This is a genomic window from Micromonospora sp. NPDC005979 (assembly GCF_040614415.1).
Taxonomy (GTDB): domain Bacteria; phylum Actinomycetota; class Actinomycetes; order Mycobacteriales; family Micromonosporaceae; genus Micromonospora.
The window spans coordinates 1-16,394 of record NZ_JBEXUR010000003.1; the positions used below are offsets into that span (position 1 = coordinate 1).

General features: G+C 72.6%; 11 protein-coding genes and 1 pseudogene. 7 read left to right on the forward strand and 5 right to left on the reverse strand.

The features are described from left to right. Nucleotides 1–129: 129 nt before the first annotated feature. Nucleotides 130–648 carry a hotdog domain-containing protein gene (locus ABZ272_RS06110; RefSeq protein WP_355048801.1) on the reverse strand — a complete coding sequence of 173 codons (519 nt, stop codon included), beginning with the start codon at nt 646–648 and terminating at the stop codon, nt 130–132. A 23-nt stretch (nt 649–671) separates the two neighbouring features. On the opposite strand from ABZ272_RS06110, the gene ABZ272_RS06115 reads away from it, so the two are divergent. Beyond that, entirely contained in the window at nt 672–1,337 is a 666-nt protein-coding gene (locus ABZ272_RS06115) for a hypothetical protein (RefSeq protein WP_355048802.1), read from the forward strand. A gap of 53 nt (nt 1,338–1,390) precedes the next feature. Here ABZ272_RS06115 and ABZ272_RS06120 read toward each other — a convergent pair whose 3' ends face one another. Beyond that, nucleotides 1,391–2,656, reverse strand: a complete 1,266-nt coding sequence (locus ABZ272_RS06120; RefSeq protein WP_355048803.1) for a multidrug effflux MFS transporter — start codon at nt 2,654–2,656, stop codon at nt 1,391–1,393. A 257-nt stretch (nt 2,657–2,913) separates the two neighbouring features. On the opposite strand from ABZ272_RS06120, the gene ABZ272_RS06125 reads away from it, so the two are divergent. After that, nucleotides 2,914–4,203, forward strand: coding sequence for a helix-turn-helix domain-containing protein (locus tag ABZ272_RS06125; protein WP_355048804.1), 1,290 nt, complete (start codon nt 2,914–2,916; stop codon nt 4,201–4,203). 79 nt (nt 4,204–4,282) lie between these two features. On the opposite strand, the gene ABZ272_RS06130 is transcribed toward ABZ272_RS06125, so the two are convergent. Both ABZ272_RS06130 and ABZ272_RS06135 read right to left on the reverse strand, forming a co-directional pair. Beyond that, entirely contained in the window at nt 4,283–4,732 is a 450-nt protein-coding gene (locus ABZ272_RS06130; protein ID WP_355048805.1) for a hypothetical protein, read from the reverse strand. A gap of 161 nt (nt 4,733–4,893) precedes the next feature. Further along, a pseudogene (locus ABZ272_RS06135) lies at nt 4,894–5,101 on the reverse strand (acyl-CoA dehydrogenase family protein); the annotation flags it as partial. A gap of 409 nt (nt 5,102–5,510) precedes the next feature. Between ABZ272_RS06135 and ABZ272_RS06140 the strand changes: the two are divergent. The 3 genes from ABZ272_RS06140 to ABZ272_RS06150 are packed head-to-tail and all read left to right on the forward strand — an operon-like array spanning nt 5,511 to nt 8,232. Beyond that, on the forward strand, nt 5,511–5,750 hold the full coding sequence (locus tag ABZ272_RS06140; protein WP_355048806.1) for a hypothetical protein: 240 nt from the start codon (nt 5,511–5,513) through the stop codon (nt 5,748–5,750). After that, nucleotides 5,747–6,325, forward strand: a complete 579-nt coding sequence (locus ABZ272_RS06145; protein ID WP_355048807.1) for an RNA polymerase sigma factor — start codon at nt 5,747–5,749, stop codon at nt 6,323–6,325. Before ABZ272_RS06140 ends, ABZ272_RS06145 begins: the two co-directional genes overlap by 4 nt. Next, nucleotides 6,322–8,232: an EAL domain-containing protein gene (locus tag ABZ272_RS06150; RefSeq protein ID WP_355048808.1), complete on the forward strand. Its 1,911-nt coding sequence runs from the start codon at nt 6,322–6,324 to the stop codon at nt 8,230–8,232. Before ABZ272_RS06145 ends, ABZ272_RS06150 begins: the two co-directional genes overlap by 4 nt. A 153-nt stretch (nt 8,233–8,385) precedes the next feature. On the opposite strand, the gene ABZ272_RS06155 is transcribed toward ABZ272_RS06150, so the two are convergent. Continuing rightward, nucleotides 8,386–9,555, reverse strand: coding sequence for an acyl-CoA dehydrogenase family protein (locus ABZ272_RS06155; protein WP_355048809.1), 1,170 nt, complete (start codon nt 9,553–9,555; stop codon nt 8,386–8,388). Nucleotides 9,556–9,805: 250 nt separating this feature from the next. Between ABZ272_RS06155 and ABZ272_RS06160 the strand changes: the two genes are divergently transcribed. Together ABZ272_RS06160 and ABZ272_RS06165 are read left to right on the forward strand one after the other, a co-directional pair. After that, complete coding sequence (locus tag ABZ272_RS06160; protein ID WP_355048810.1) at nt 9,806–11,233, forward strand: UDP-glucose/GDP-mannose dehydrogenase family protein; 1,428 nt, start codon at nt 9,806–9,808, stop codon at nt 11,231–11,233. Between the two features lie 153 nt (nt 11,234–11,386). After that, on the forward strand, nt 11,387–16,288 hold the full coding sequence (locus ABZ272_RS06165; protein WP_355048811.1) for a permease: 4,902 nt from the start codon (nt 11,387–11,389) through the stop codon (nt 16,286–16,288). Nucleotides 16,289–16,394: the final 106 nt, after the last annotated feature.

Consider the following 16,394-nt stretch of genomic DNA (forward strand, 5'->3'; position numbering starts at 1 on the left):
AGCTTCTTCGGCCCCTGCGGCCGGCGATCCCCACGGATCTCGAACACTGCAACCCCTGATCAGGTCAGGCGTTGCAACGATCCCTAGAACCCAAGGCGTTAGTAAGGGGCCCTTCCTTCACGCTCACGGTCAGCCGGCCCGGTGCGCCTGGATGGCCCGGCGGCGGGCCAGGCGGTGCTCGCGGCGGATCTCCGCCTCCCGGTACCGGCGTTCGTCGTCCGGCGTCTCCGGCAGCACCGGGCGGACCGTGCGCGGCGCGCCGCCGACGTCCACCCCGACGAAGACCAGGTACGCCGTGGCGACCCGGACCGGCGCGTCCTCGGCCGAGTCCCACCGCTCGGCGACCACCCGCACCCCCACCTCCATCGAGGTCTGCCCGGTCCAGTTGACCTGGGCGTGCGCGTGCACCAGGTCACCGACCCGGACGGCCTCGGAGAAGACGATCTCGTCGATCGCCGCGGTGACCGCCGTCCCGCCGCTGTGCCGGGCGGCAGCGGCGCCGGCCACGTCGTCGACGAACTTCATCAGGACCCCGCCGTGGACGGTTCCGTAGAGGTTGACGTCCACCGCAGTCATGATCTTGCTGAGGGTGACGCGGGAGTACGACGTCGGCTTGCCGGTCGGAGCGGCGGAGAGGTGCTCGGTCATGCCGGAAACGGTACGGTGCGCGGATGCGACATCTCTGGAGCTTCCTCGCCGGGTTGGTGGTGGCACCCATCACGTGGGTGCTTGTCACACTCGGGCAGGACGGGTCGAGCCGGACGGTCGACCGCTGGGTGGAGATCGGCACCTTCAACACCGCCAACCTGATCGAACCGGCCGTGTACCTCGGTGTCGGCGGTGTCCTGCTCGGGCTGCTCGGCACACTGCGTTTCTCGCCGGCGGGGCCACTGCTGGCCGGGCTTCTGCTGGTCACCCCGTACATCGGGATGTTCGTTGCGCCGTTCGAGGTGCGCGACGCCATCCCGCACGAGTGGAAGGTGTTCGGTGACCCGCTGCCGCTGCGGCTGCCGGTCGAGAACGGCACGCTCTTCCTGATCGGTCTACTGCTGCTGATGGCGACGTTCAGCGGTCAACGCTGGCGGCGGTGGCCACAGCCGGTGACCGTACCGGCCGCCACCCCGGCGCCGGCGGACGCACCACGCGGCGACGACTTCACCCTGACCGATTGGTCGTCGTCCGAACCGGCGGAGCGCGACACCGCGCCGCTGACCCTGGGCTACCCGGCCGACCCGACGCCGACCGAGCCGCTGCCCCGCCGGGTGGGCGGCGAATCGCCGTGGTCCGCGCCGCCGCGCGGTCAGTCGCGGCCCGAGGACACCACCGAGATCCGCTGACCGTCGGGCGGGCCGGAAACCCGGCCCGCCCGACCAGACCCGCGCGAGCGCGCCTAGTGCACGGCGACGGCCAGGTCCGGGTCGACCGCGCCGAGGGTGGCGCGGGGCACGACCAGGACCATGACCGCCAGCGCCGCGGCCATGCCGCCCGCGATGACGATCGCCATCGGTACGCTCCCCGTCCCGAACAGGCCGGCCAGGGGCGCGGACAGCGCGCCGACGCCGAACTGGACGGCGCCGAGCAGTGCCGCTGCCGTACCGGCGGCCTCGCTGTGCCGGCTCATGGCCAGCGCCGGCGCGTTCGGCAGGGCCAGACCGGCCGCGGCCAGCACCAGCCACAGCGATGCGAGCAGGGTGGCCAGGCCCCCGATGCCGGTGGCGGCGAACAGCACCAGCAGCAGACCGGCCGCCGTCCCCGCGATGAGGGCCAGGACGAGGATCTGCTGTGGCGTGTAGCGCCGCAGCAGCCGGACGTTGAACTGGGTGGCCCCGATCAGGCCCACCGCGCCGGCGCCGAAGGCCAGGCCGAACTGCTGCTCGTCGAGGCCGTACTCCCGCTGGAGGACGAAGGACGACCCGGAGACGTACGCGAACAGCGACGCCATGGCCAGCCCGGCGACCAGCACCAGACCGACGAAGGCCCGATCGCTCACCAGTCCTCGGTAGTCCCGCAGGGTCGCCGCGACACCACCGTGCCGGCGGCGTGACACGTCGAGGGTCTCCGGCAGCTTCATGGCCGCGACGACGATCAGCGACGCGCCCAGTACGGCCAGCGCCGCGAACACGCCGCGCCACTCGGTCCAGCGCAGCAGCCCGCTGCCCAGCGTCGGCGCGAGGACCGGGGCGAGACCCATGACCAGCATCAACCGGGAGAAGATCCGCGCGAACGACGCGCCGCTGAACAGGTCGCGGACGACGGCCGTGGCCACCACGGTGGCGGCGGCGACGCCGAGGCCCTGCAGGACGCGTAGAGCGCCGAGCACGGCGATGTTGGGCGCGACGACGCACAGTACGGACGCCACGATGTGCGCGGCGAGGCCGGCGAGCAGCGGCAGGCGTCGGCCGACCACGTCGGAGACCGGCCCGATCAGCAACTGGCCCAGCGCGAGGCCGACCAACGTGCCGGTGAGCGTCAACTGCACGGCGGTCTCGGTGGTCTGCAGGCCGGTCGTGATGGCCGGCAGCGCCGGCAGGTACATGTCGATGGTCAGGGGGCCGATGGCGATCAACGCACCGAGCACGAGCACGAGTTGCGCGCGTTGGCGGTTGGTCATCAGGTCGCCGGGCAGCGCGTCCTGCTCGGGGGTGGTCTTCGCCAACTTGATCTCTCTCCGGGTGCGGAAGCGCCGTCATCGAGGTCGACGAGGCCAGGGCGGGGTGACTCTCCCGGCTGCAACGCCATGGAGGTGGATCAAGATTCCCGCGCGGGGCTCACGTACCCGGGGAGCAGGCCCGCACCGGGTCGATCAGGCCCCGGTCCCCGGGCCACCCCCGCCCACTGGTAGCCGTCGTCTGCCGATCGAGGAATTCAATATCATTCCCTACTTTGGACGACTTACCGAGACAAGGGAGCGGCATGGCTCGGCACGAGCGGCCCGTAGATCCGACCGCTGGACCGTTGTCGTCTTTCGCCCATGAGCTACGAAAGTTACGCGTCGAAGCCGGCAACCCCACCTACCGGCGATTGGCCGAGATCGCCGGCTACAGCGCCTCGACCCTCTCCGCCGCGGCCAGCGGAATCCGGCAACCCAGCCTCGACGTGCTGCTCGCGTACGTCGGGGCCTGCGGCGGGGACACCGCCCAATGGAGGCAGCGTTGGCTCGAACTGGACGAGGAGCTGCGGCCCGCCGGTTCGGCCGGCGCACCAGCCGACCCGGCGAGGGCAGAAACACCGGCCGAACCGATCGCCGCGCCCCTCGCGGAGTCACCATCCGCGGTGACTGCTGGGGATATACCCGCCCCGGCTACCGGTGAGCCAACCGGTGCCAGCGGCGCAGCCGGACCGGCCCACAACCGGCCCGCGAGCCCCCCGCGGCACCGGAAACTCCGACGGCGACTGGTGCTGGCGGCGGTGGCGGTCGCCGGCCTCGCCGGTACGGTCGCCGTGGTGCCGATGACCCAGCTGAAATGGCCGGCCAGCGGGGCGACGGCGGCGGCTGGCACGACGACCACCACAGCCTGCCCGGCGACCACCACGGACGCCGCCTTCACCGCCGTCACGTACGGCAGTGGCGTGCATGTCCGGGGCGAGCCCCGCCGCGACCAGGGCATCCTCTACACCATTCCGCCCGGCTGCGTGATCGGGCTCACCGGCTACTGCCTGGGTGAGCGGATCGCCGACTCCACCTCCCAGACCCCCGACATCCGCTGGTTCACCCTGGCCGACGGTGGGCTGATCGCCTCCGGGGTGGTGCACGGCAACCCACCCCCGGGCCTGGAACCGTCCCGCTGCCGGGGCGACCTACCCGGGCCGGCCGCGATCGCCCTGGCGATCGCCCCCGATCTGACCGGCCCGGGTGGGTGGCGGCTCAGCGCGACCGGCACGCACGTGGAGATCGTCGGCTTCGCCGCCTACTACGCGGACGACCCCGCGCTGCCGGCGGAGCGCCGCTGGCACCAGATCGGAATGACCGGATTGGCCGCCCCGCCGTTCGACCTCGTCTGGAAGCTCGACCGCCTGTCCGCGCAACCCGGATCCACTGCCGAAATCCCGGTGGCCGCGGTCGCCTGTCTCGGCGGTGGCGCGCCGACCGACGTGCTCGACGTGCGGGTGGCCCGCCCCGACGGCTCCAGCGCCGCCGAGGCCCTGCCGCTCGCCGCCGACCAGCGGCTCGCCGCCCGCCGTACCGCCTGCCTCTACCCCTGACGGGGGCGTACGCGGACGGACACCACCGGTGGCCCGGCGGGACGGATCCCACCGGACCACCGGTTCGGCGTCACCGAACTCAACAGCCCTGGCGACCGGAGTGGATCCAGTAGGTGGTGCCGGCCCAGTCCATCTCGCCGTACGCGTCGACGCAGTTGTTCGCCGTGCCGGTCACCCCGCGCGGACCGGCGTAGTACAGGTAGTCGGCGTTGTCCTTGGTGGAGATCGCGGTGGCGGTGCACGAGCCGGTGCCGGAGGTCTCCGCGCACCGGGCGATCTGCACGGAGGTCCGCGCCGAGGAGCCGTACGCCGCGCCGCGGTGGTACATGCAGGCGCTGTTCGTGCCGCCGTTGGTGCTGTTGTAGTAGATGACCAGCTCGGCAACGGGCTTGCTCGGCGGGTACGCGTAGCTGTAGGTGATCGTGCCCGAGCAGGCCACCGCCGCCTGCGACGGGGCTGCCGTGCCGACCAGGACCGTGCCGAAGGTCAGCAACGCCAGCAGCGCTCCGAACGCCTTGCGCAGCATCATGACTTCCACTCCTTTGGGACGGGGTTGGTTGAGAGCCGTCCCGCCGTCAACTTCTACGGAAGAGCGAAGTTGATCGCCGCTGACGACGGCGCCGATCAATCAATCCCGCACAACGCCGAACAACCCGCGTGCCGGGTCGCCGGGCCGGCTGATCGGCGCTGTCAGCCCTTCAGGAGTTGCCGCGCCATGACGATCCGCTGCACCTGGTTGGCGCCCTCGTAGACCTGGGTGATCCTGGCGTCCCCAGCACCCGCTCGACGGGTAGTCCTGCGGGCAGCCGTAGCCGCCGAGGAGTTGCACCGCCTCCGTGGTGATCTCCATGGCGGCGTCGGACGCGAAGCACCTGGCGGCCGCGCCGAAGTGGGTCAGGCGGCACGGGCGTGAGTGCTCCTCTCGCGCTACAGCGCCATTGAGGCCTCGCACGATTCCCACCGGTCGGAGTCGCCCCGAGTCGGGGAAGGCATCGGGATCAACGGAGTCGCGATTTTCGCTCAATGCAAATCCCATTTTCGGTCGAGCACCATCAGCCGCAGGTCGACTACAGAGCGCGATATTCGCGTTTTCACCGTCACGTGCCCGAACGGACCCTCTATTGTGGCCGAACGGTGGAATAGATACAGCTCAGGGCTATGAGTCGATCATGCGCGCAGATTCCACGAGCATCCCCATCTACATTCCGCCCCTCCACAGAGAGTTATATGCGGAATGGCCACTACGGATGCGTGAGGCGAGAATGATCGATCAATTGCGAGGGCTTGTTCCCGACAGCTCGACCGCAGTGGTTCTGGGACTGGTGGCCGGGGCGGTGATCGGGCTGGTCCGCGCCTACCTCCGGCACCGCACCCGACTCCACGCGGAGCGGGAGCTGTCCGCACGGACAGCGGCCCGGACGGCCGGCTTGATCACCCTGGTCAGCGGTCGCCACGAGAACATCACGGTCGACGAGCGGGACCGTGACGGGCACCGCGTCGTGGAGCTGCGTGGACCTCGACAGAGCAGCGACGAGGAGGCGGCGTGAACCGGAACAGTTCTGCCGCGGCCCGCGCCGCGACCCGCTCGCCCGAACCCACCCCGGCCGAGCTGGAGGCGTCCTTCACGGCCTTCTGCGACGACAACTTCCTGCGGGTCGAGCGCTTCCTGCGCGCCCGCTGCGCCAATCGGGACCTGGTGGACGAGGCAGTCCAGGAGACGTTCATCACCACTCGGGCCAAGTGGGCGCAGATCCGCACCTTCGAGAAGCCCCTCGCCTGGGTGCTCAAGACGGCGCGGCACAAGCTCCAGGGGCAGCAGAGCCGGCGCACCCGGACCAGCACGACCACGACGAACCTGGACGAGGTGCCCCCCGAGTTCCTCACCCAGCCGACCGACCCTCGGGAGGCGGACGAGTTGCTCGTCGCGTGGCTGCAGCAACTGCCGCCCCGGCAGGCGGAGGTGTTCGTCCTCTTCTTCGACGGCTGGCGGGACCTCGACATCGCCAGGATGCTGGGTCTCGCCCACACCACCGTTCGCGCCTACAAGCAGCAGGCGCGTCAGCATCTGCAGCGCCTCGCGGAACAGGCCGGTTTCAACAAGCCAACGGGGAGGTCATCGTGAACCTCGACGACGTCCTGGAACTCGCGGCCGAACGTGCTCCCACCCCCCTCGAACGCGCGCGCGCCCGACGCGCCAGCCGGCAGATCCAGCAGGCCTACGCCCACGCGGTGACGGCCGGGCGGGATCTCGTCGTGGACGTCGACCCGCACGACCCGCTGAACGCCGACGCCGACGCCGACGAAGCCGCCCGGATCGCCCGCGCGGCCCAGCTGGCGAAATTGGGCACCATCACCTGGATCTCCGCCACCGGAGAGATCTCCTGGTCCGACGAGATGTCGCTGATCCTCGGCTGCGCCCCCGGCACGATCCGACCCTCCGCCGATCTGCTCTTCGAGCTGGTCCATCCCGAGGACGCGCAGGCCGTTCGTCGGGCCATCCACCTGGCGTGGCGGGAGCAGACGGTCAAGGAGACGACGTACCGGGTGGTCCGACCGGACGGAGCGACCAGGTACGTGCACTGCTACATCGAGGTCCTGATCGACCGGTTCGACCGGCCGCACGGCATCATCGGCACCGGTCAGGACGTCACCGACCTGGAGCTGGCCCGCCAGGAGCGGGACCGGCTCGCCCGCCGGTGCGAGACCGCACGCACCGAACTGATCAGCCGCGACCCGGCCACCGGCCTGCTGACCCGCCCCCGCTTCGCCGACGAGGTCGACCGGACCCAACGCGGCGGGTCGGGCGCCCTGCTCGTGGTGGCCGCCGAGCCACTGAACCTACCGACCTCCGGGCACGACCACGCGACCCAGGATCGACTCGCCGCCGCGATAGCCGGTGTGGTGAAGAACGTGGCCCGCCGAACCGCCGTGTGCGGGCTCGTCGGCCCGGGCGAGTTCGGCGTGCTGCTGCAGAACACCACGATGAGGTCGGCCACGACCATCGCGGAGAGCATCATCGACAGCCTGCGCGGTCACTCGTTCGTCGTCGGCCAGGACCGGGAACGGGTACGCCTCGACGCCTGGGGCGGTCTCGTCCGGTACCAGGACGGCGACGACAGCAGCGGCTTCGACCTGCTGGTGGACGCGGAGAGCGCGTGGCGACAGGCCAAGCGGGAGCAGGTGCCACTGACCGTGCTGCGACAGCCGGCCCGTCCCGAGGACCGGCAGGAGACCTGCCGGAGCCGAATCCGGGCGGCGGTCGCCGGCAACAGTTTTATGCTCTACGCCCAGCCGATTCTCGACCTCAGCCTCAACCAGATCACCCGCCAGGAGATCCTGCTCCGCGTACTCGACGGCACGGGCCAGCCGGTACCGCCGTCGGCGTTCCTGGACGTCGCCGAACGGGTCGACGAGATCTGGCCGATAGACCGCTGGGTCATCGACCACACCATGGAGCTGATCGCCCACGGACCACGAACCTCGCACTACCAGGTGAACGTGTCGGGCCGGTCGCTCGGCGATCCGCACCTGTTGGAGCATGTCCACGAGGTCATGAAACGGCACGCCATCGACCCCTCCCAGGTCACCTTCGAGATCACCGAGACGGCGCTGATCGGCAACCTGACGCAGGCGATCGACTTCGCCTGCGGAATCCGGGACATCGGCTGTCGGCTGGCCCTGGACGACTTCGGCTCCGGATACGGCACGTTCACCCACCTGAAGTACTTCCCGATCGACCTGGTGAAGATCGACGGCGACTTCATCAGCAAGATCGAGGAGTCCCGTCCCGACCAGGTGATCGTCCAGTCCTTCGTCGACATGTGCCGGGGGTTGGGGATCCGGACCGCCGCCGAGTTCGTCCAGAGCGAGGCCACCCTGCGCCTGCTGCGCGACTACGGGGTGGACTTCGCCCAGGGCTACGCCGTCGGCAAGCCGACCCCGGTCGGCAACCCGCACCGGGCCCTGCTGGACTCCGCCGGGATCGAGACGGCCGGGCTGGGCGCCGCGTTGCGAACGGCGATCGGATGACCGACCGCGCCGGCCGCACCGGCGACCGTCGCGGGACGGATCGGCAGCGCCCCCGGCCGCCCCGGCCGGGGCGCGGACAGGCCGGGGCGCGGACAGGCCGAGGCGCGGACAGGCCGAGGCGCGGACAGGCCGGCCAGGGGCCCGAGGTAGGGCCTAGACGACGTTGGCGAGGAGTTGACGGGCCATGACGATCCGCTGCACCTGGTTGGTGCCCTCGTAGATCTGGGTGATCTTGGCGTCCCGCATCATCCGCTCGACCGGGTAGTCCCGGGTGTAGCCGTAGCCACCCAGCAACTGCACCGCGTCGGTGGTGATCTCCATGGCGGCGTCCGAGGCGAAGCACTTGGCCGCCGCGCCGAAGTAGGTCAGGTCGGCGTCGCCCCGCTCGGACTTGCCGGCGGCGGCGTACGTGAGCTGCCGGGCTGCCTCCAGCTTCATGCCCATGTCGGCGAGCATGAACTGGATGCCCTGGAACTCGGCGACCGCCTTGCCGAACTGCCGGCGCTCGGCGACGTACCCCTTGGCGTAGTCGAGCGCGCCCTGCGCGATCCCGACGGCCTGCGCGGCGATGGTGACCCGGGTGTGGTCCAGGGTCTTCATGGCGGTGGCGAAGCCGGTGCCCTCCGCGCCGATCATCCGATCGGCGGGGATCCGCACGTTGTCGAGGTAGACCTCGCGGGTCGGCGAGCCCTTGATGCCGAGCTTCTTCTCCGGCGCGCCGAAGCTCACGCCCGGATCCGACTTCTCGACCACGAAGGCCGAAATGCCTCGGGAACGCGCAGCGGGGTCGGTGACGGCGAAGACGGTGTAGAACTCGGAGACACCGGCGTTGGTGATCCACCGCTTCACGCCGTTGAGCACCCAGTGATCCCCGTCACGCACCGCGCGGGTGGTCATCGACGCCGCGTCGCTGCCGGCCTCCGGCTCGGAGAGGCAGTACGAGAACATGGCATCGCCCGCCGCGACCGGCGTCAGGTAGCGGCGCTTGATCTCCTCGGAACCGGACAACAGCAGCGGCATCGTGCCAAGCTTGTTCACCGCCGGGATCAGCGACGAGGACGCGCAGGCGCGCGCCACCTCCTCGATCACGATGGCGGTGGCCAGGGCGTCCGCGCCCGCGCCGCCGTACTCCTCGGGGACGTGCGGCGCGTGGAAGTCGGCGGCCCGCAGCGCGTCGTAGGACGCCTTCGGGAACTCCCCGGTCTCGTCGGCCTCGGCGGCGTGCGGCGCCACCTTGGCGGCGCAGACCTCCCGGACCGCCTCCCGGATCGCCTCGTGCTCCTCCGGCAACCGGTAGACGTCGAACGACTCCCCTGCGGCCATGTCGGCCCCTCCCCTTCACCGCTATCATGCGCAGTCTGTGGCCTCCCCTGACCGCCGACCGCGCAGACTGAAGGATAGCGACTGCAGTTCAGGTGATGTTACCGGCGCGTAGGTATGGGCATGACGGAGCACCCGCGCCGCTGGGCGATGATGGAAGGCAGACAGTGAGCCACCCCTCCGGTGCCCGCCCAGGCGCCGCAGCAGAATGCGACGCGACGACGCGCCGCCAGTGCGAGCGGAGAAGACAGGCGTGACGATCCCCTACCCCACCATCCAGCCGACCCCCGCCATCGCCGCGGTGACGCCGCCCTCGGGCGCGTCTCGGCCGCGGGTGACGTTCCTGGGGACCGGTTACCTCGGTGCGACGTACGCCATCTGCTACGCCGAGCTGGGCTACGAGGTGCTCGGCTTCGACGTCGACGCGGACAAGATCGCGATGCTGAACGCCGGCGAGGTGCCGATCCACGAACCCGGCCTGGACGAGCTGCTCAAGCGCAACCTCGCCGCCGGCCGGCTGCGGTTCTCGACCGACATCGCCGAGACCGCCGACTTCGGTGACGTGCACTTCATCTGCGTCGGCACCCCGCAGCGGGCCGACGGAATGGGCGCCGACCTGTCGTACGTCGAGGCGTCGGTGACCGGCCTCGCCCAGCACCTGACCCGCAAGGCGCTCATCGTGGGCAAGTCGACCGTGCCGGTGGGCACCGCCGAATGGGTCGAGCAGCTCGTCGGCAAGCACACCCCGGACGACCTGGGCGTCGAGGTGGCGTGGAGCCCCGAGTTCCTCCAGGAGGGCTTCGCCGTCGACGACGTGCTGCGACCCAACCGGATCGTGGTCGGCGTCAAGAGCGAGTGGGCCAACGGCATGCTCTACGCCGCGCACAAGGGCGTCTTCGACCTGGCCGCCACCGAGGACCGCGAGGTGCCCCTGGTGGTCACCGACTTCGCCACGGCCGAGCTGGTCAAGGTCGCGGCGAACGCCTTCCTGGCCACCAAGATCTCCTTCATCAACGCCATGGCCGAGGTCTGCGAGGCCAGCGGCGGCGACGTCACCCAGCTCGCTCGCGCCATCGGGTACGACCCCCGCATCGGCAACCGTTTCCTCCAGGCCGGCCTCGGCTTCGGTGGCGCCTGCCTGCCCAAGGACATCCGCGCCTTTCAGGCCCGCGCTCAGGAGCTGGGCGCGGGCGAGGCGCTGCGCTTCCTGCACGAGGTCGACCTGATCAACCTGCGTCGCCGCACCCGCGTGCTCCAGCTCGCCGCGGACCTGCTCGGCCGCCGCTCCGGGCCGGCCGGTCCGGACTTCTCCGGCACCCGCATCGCCGTGCTGGGCGCGACCTTCAAGCCCAACACCGACGACGTCCGCGACGCCCCGGCGCTCGCCGTCGCCGCGCTGCTGCAGAAGGCCGGGGCCGACGTCCACGTGTACGACCCGCAGGGCACCGAGAACGCCCGCCGCGCGGTGCCCGAGCTGACCTACGAGCCCGGGATCAACGAGGCGGTCGCCGACGCCGACCTGGTCTGCGTCCTCACCGAGTGGGCGGACTTCCGCAACGCCGACCCGGTCGCCCTGGGCGAGCTGGTCCGCGGCCGCAAGGTCGTCGACGGGCGCAACTGCCTCGACTCGGCACTGTGGACCCAGGCCGGCTGGGAGTACCGGGGCATGGGCCGCCCCTGACGATCCACCACTCACCGGCCGGCCGCGAAGCGCTCCACGCGGCCGGCCGGTGATGTTGTTTGCCCCGGACCCGCCGTCAAGTGTCGAAATCCGCGCCAGCTTTGGGCATGCTGCGACAGTGGGAGTCCACAGTGCGGCGGGTGGAGGGGTGTCGTGGCGACCTTTCAGTGCTCCTCGTGCGGCCGGGAGATCAAACCGGCCGTGCACTGCCCGCACTGCGGGGCCGAACAGCCGCAGTGGGTGGAACATCTGGCGGACATCGAGCGCTCGATCGCGGAGATGAAGAGGCGCGACGCCGCCATCGCCAGCGAGCAGCGGCAGATCGCCGCCAAGATGCAGGCCGCGCTCTTTCAGCGGGACATCCTCGCTCACGCCGGTGAGGAGCGGATCAAGCAGGCCACCCGGCCCCGCCGGGTGCTGCGCCGCCGGCCCGGCCGCCGTCCGCCGACGGCCAGCCCCGGCACCGGCGCGCCGCCGCCCCGGGTTCCACGCCAGGGCACGCCGCCCGTTCCGGAGGACCCGCCGCCCCCGCCCCGGCCGTCCTGGCTGGACGCCGACGATCCCGAACACCCGCCGGAGGCGTCCAGCCGGGAGGTGCAGAACATCCCGCTCGGGCTGGGCGCGCTGCTGCTCGCCGTGGCCGCGGTGGTCTTCGCCGCGGTGGCGACCAGCTCGATGGACGCGCTGGCCCGCCTCGGCGTCCTGCTGCTCGCCACGGCGCTGATGCTGCTCGCCCCACCGGCGCTGGTGCGACGCGGGCTCACCTCCACCGCGGAGACGATCTCGGCGGTGGGTCTGCTGCTCGTGCCGCTGGCCGGCTACGCGCTCTGGGCGGTGGACCGGATCGGCAGCGGCACCTCGGGCGCGGTCTTCGCCGGGTTGATCTTCGCGGCCACCGCCGCCGTGTCCGTCGGATACGCGGCCTGGACGGGTCTGCGCGCACCGCGCTTCGCGACCGTGGTCGCCGCGCAGCCGGTCCTGCCGCTGCTCGCGTACGACCGGATCACCGGGCCGGGTGGCTGGGCGCTGGTGCTGACCCTGGTGGCCCTGCTCGACCTCTGGTTGGCCCGCTCGCCGATCGTGGTGGAGCGCGCCGTCGGGCAGGACCTGCCGCAGCCGGCCCCGCCCTCGACGACGCCCCGGCAACGCGACGCCGAGGCCCGACCCGAGGGCGACCCGGAGGAGGCCGGCGAGGTGGTCGACGTTGGCGCGGGCGCCGCCGACACCCCGTCCGCCCGACCGGTGCCCGGACTGCGCGAGCTGACCTGGTCGCTGCACGCGGTGGCCGTCGCGGTCGCCCTGGCGTACGCGGTCACCGCGCTGCTGCGGGCACGGGCCGTGCCGACGGCGACCGGCGCCGGGCTGGTGCTGCTGCTGGCCGCCGCCGTCGGGCTGGCCGGCGCGCTGGTGCTGCGCCGCCCACCGCTGCCCGACGTGGCGGCCGGCATCGTCACCCTGGCCGTGATCGGCGCGTTCGGCCGGGTCGCCTCCGTGGCCCTGCCCGGCCAGGCGTTGCTGCTGATCGCGGCGGTGATCACGGCGACCGGCCTCGCGGTACGCGCGATCCCCGAGGCCGCCCGCCGTGGCCCACAGATCGCCTCGGCGGTAGCGCTCACCGTCAGCGGGCTGGTGGTCGCCGGAGGAGCCCTGCGGGCCGGCGTCGCCCCCGTCCGGGCGGCACTGCCCGCCTGGGACGCCGACCTGGACCGGCACGCCGCCGAGCTGGCCGCCGCCGTCGGCCCCACCACATGGCAGCTCGCCGCCGCCGCGTTCCTGCTCACCATCGCCGCGATGCTGGCCCTGCCACCGGAGATCCGCCGCGAGTTCGCGGTCGCCGGAGCCGCGCTGACGGCGCTCGCCGTGCCGGCGTCGTTCGGCCTCGGTTGGGCGGCCGCCCCCTGGCCGATGGTGGTCACCGCGATCGGCATCGGCGTCATCGGCCTCTCCGCGCGTACCTCCCGGGCCGCCCTGGCCCACGGAGTCGGCGCCGCCGTGGTGGGCCTGTTCGGCGCGGGCGCCGGCCTGTCCCGGCCCGCGCTCACGGCCGCGGTCCTGCTCGCCCTCTTCGCGGCCGGCGCGCTGGTCGCGCTGGCGCCCCGGGTCCGGATCGCCTCGGCCGCCGCCGAGACGGTCACCGACTGGGCCGCCGGAGGCGCGGCCTTCGCGCTGCCCGGTGCGGTGGCCGCGTTCGTGGCCGCCACCGTCCCCGTCGACGAGACTCCCACCCCGGCCAGCCTGCGCGAGGCGACCGTCCCGGTGCTCGCCGCGAGCTTCCTGGCCGTCTGCGTGACCCTCGGGTACGCCGCGATGGTGCAGGTCTCCCAGCGGCGCATCCCGGTGCCCCTGTCGGTCGGCACCGGGATGGGCGCGCTCGTCGTCACCGCCGCCGCCTTCGGCGCGCCCGGTGCCACCGTCGCCGACGCGTGGGTCGGGGCGCTCCTGCTGATCGCCGCGGTGCTGCTCTTCCTGGCCCCCTCGATCGACGCCGGCCGCCGCTCCGACCTCACCCTGGACGGCTCGGACCTGGCCGCCGCGGCGGTGACCACCGCACTGATCGCCACGATGGTGCGGATCGCCGCGGTTCTCGCCCCGGGTGGGCAGTTGGCGGTGGCCGCCGGCCTGGTCCTGGTCGTCGCCGTGGCCGCCCGCGCCATGCCCGAGGAGTGGCGACGCGGCCCGATCCTCGGCATCGCCGTCGGCGGCGTACTCATCGGGGTGCTCGCCGGTTGGACGGCGCTGCGCGGTGGTGTGGGCGTGCTGGCCACGCCCGGGCCGATCTGGAACGGCGACCTGAGCAACTGGCCGGCGGCGCCGACCGGCGGCTCGACCTGGCAGGCGCCGATCGCGCTGCTGCTGCTGGCCGTCGCCGCCGGCGTCCTGCTGCCACCGCCCTGGCGCTGGGACGCGTCCGGCGTGGCCGTGGTGCTCGCCACCATCGGCGCGCCGGCCGCGTTCGACCTGCCCTGGTGGTCGCCGGTGCTGGTCGGGGCCATGGTCGCCACCGTCTTCGGGATGGCGGCGGTGGCCACCGAGGAGCCCCGGGCCGGGCTGTCCCGGGCCACCGTGGCCGGAGTGGTCGCGTTGCACGGGGCCGGCGCCGGCCTGGTCCGCCCGTGGACCACCGCGCTCGCGCTGGGCAGCATCGCGCTGATCGGCGTCGTCGTCGCCACGCTGGCACGCGTCCTCGCCCGGCCCCGGGTGACCGACCTGGAGACCGAGGGCATGCCGCCGCACCTGGCGCAGATCGGCGGCGCGGCGGCCGGTGCCGCGCTGCTGGCGTTGCCCGGCGCGGTGGCGGCGCTGGCCGTCGAGTTCCAGCACTCGGCGCAGGTGGTGCTGACCGCCGCGCTGGCCGCGTCGAGCCTCGGTCTCGCCGGGGTGGCCGCCGTACGCCGGCACGTGCCGCAGTACCTGCCCTGGGTCAGTGTGGCCGTGGTCGGCGGTGCGAGCATCAGCGCCGTCGCCGCCATCCCGACCGGCCTGCCCGTCGGGGTCTACGCGGCCGCCGCCGCGCTGCTCGGTGTCCTCGCCGAGCTGATCCGCGCGGCGACCGTGCCGCCCACCGCCGCCGCCCAGCCGGTCCGCCGTTGGGCGGTGCTGCTGGACGGGGCGCTGCGCCGGCTGCCGGACGACCCGGATCGGCGGCGGTGGCGGGTCAGCCCTTCCGCCGGCGCGCTCGCGGCCGCCGCCCTGCCGACCGCCCTGGCCCTCGTCTCGATCGCGCCCGCGCTGGTCTTCGCCCTGGTCGAGCCGCAGCGCACGTTGAACCGGATCTGGCAGGGTCCGCCGCCGGAACTGCGCACCCCGCCGTCGGACCTGGTCAATCCGACCCACGTGCTGACCGCGCTGCTGCTCACGGCGACGGCGGCCCTGGCCGCCACCGGTTTCAGCGGCGGACGGCGGTCCCGTGCCGTACCGGTGGTGCTTCCCGGCGCGGCCGTCACGCTGCTGATCGCGCCCATCGCGCTGGGCCTTGGGTGGCGGGCGAGCACCCTCGCCGCGCTGTCCGTGTTCACCATCTCCATGCTCGGTCTCGCCCTGACCCCGCCGCCGCCGCTCGTCGAGCCGGCCCGTTCGCTGCGGCTGGCCCGGGTGCTCGTGTTCGTCATCGGTCTGGCCGCCGGTGGCGCCGGCCTGGCCGGCAGTCTCGCCGAGCGGCAACTGACCCTGTTCACCCTCGGCGGCGCGGTAGGCGTGGGCGCGGTGGCGGCCCTGTTCGGCACCACCCAGCGCGCCCGGATCCTCGGCTGGCTGTTCGCCTCGATCATGGCCCAGCTCTTCGTGCTCACCGCCGGCCTGGTCGCCGGGCTGGCAGCGGTCTGGTCCGCGTTCGGGGTGCTCGCCGTCGGGGCGGTCCTCCAGGTGCTCGCGGCGACCCTGCCTCAGCTGCGCCGTCCCGAGGCGCAGCGCGAGGCGGCCACCGTGCAGTGGACCGGGTACGCCGCGGCCCTGATCGCGCTGGCGCTCGCCTTCGACTCTCCACGGCACATCGCCGCCCTGCTGGCCGCCTGGGGCGCCGTCCTCGGGGTGGCGGCGACCCGGCCCGGCCGGCGGCCCGTGGAGCGCCGGATCCTCTTCTGGGCTGTGGTGTTCTGCGAGATCACCGCCTGGTGGATCCTCATGCGCGTCGCCGACGTGGCGCTGCCCGAGGCGTACACGCTGCCCTTCGCCGCGCTGGCCCTGCTGGTCGGCGTGCTGGAACTACGCCACCGGCCGGACCTGAGCAGCTGGGTGGCGTACGGGCCGGCGCTGGTCGCCGCGTTCCTGCCGACCCTGGCGATCGTGCTCGCCACCGAGTCCAGCACGCTGCGGCAGATGCTGCTGCTGCTCGGTGCGGTGGCGGTGCTGATCTTCGGCTCGTCCAGCCGGCAGCAGGCACCGGTGATCGTCGGCGCGTCGGTCACCGCGATCGCCGCCATCCACGCGCTGTTCAGCCTCGGCCCGTGGCTGGTGCTGATCCCCGTGGGGATCCTGCTGCTCGTCCTCGGGGCCAGCAACGAACGCCGTCGTCGCGCCCAGGAACGCCTCCAGACCGCGCTCCGCGGCATGAGGTGAAACCGGAGAGTCACGGCGGCGTGCGTGAGTGGGCACGGTGAGCGTGCCGGGCCCGCCGGGGCTTGCGGCGATCTTGCACTTTCTGTCGTCGCATAGTTGGACAAAT